This window comes from Rhodococcus sp. P4_F3_2 (assembly GCF_056401335.1).
Genome location: NZ_JBFUJN010000209.1, coordinates 1 through 441 on the forward strand (window position 1 = coordinate 1; position 441 = coordinate 441).

A 441-nucleotide genomic window follows, 5' to 3' on the forward strand; every position below is an offset into this window, starting at 1 on the left:
ATACCTTTCTTGTCATCATTATGATTTTCATTTCAATGAAAGTCTATCTAATAGGCATGACTTATATAGCTGAACACACAGAAGGTGTAACAACGCTTATTCTTCAGATTGCCTTTAGTATTGCGGTTGTAGATGGACCCGTCATGTGTGAGCGTCTTTTCGGGATCGATGCGGGACTCAAAAGTGGTTGGGGCGCTGTTGCAGGCAGTCTTGCGATGATGAAAGGAATAGAAAGCACTATGAATGGTGCGAAAGGGACGTTCAAAAATGCAGCAGATCTTGCAAAAGGTATTGGAGGTCTTGGAAAAGGTGCAGCTGGCAGTGCTCTTCAAGCTGCCGCAGGTCTTGGAGGGCTTGGTAAAGGATTAGTGGGAAGTAAAGGAAATAATGGACAACAACCAAGTCTACATGAAGAAATGAAAAAAGCCGGAGTCGGAGGAG

The 441-nt window shown here is 44.2% G+C and carries 1 protein-coding gene; it reads left to right on the forward strand.

Features of this window, described 5'->3' with window-relative positions:
- On the forward strand, positions 1-441 hold a 441-nt coding region (locus AC1DWA_RS33440; protein ID WP_477917792.1), incomplete at both ends, for a DUF8208 domain-containing protein.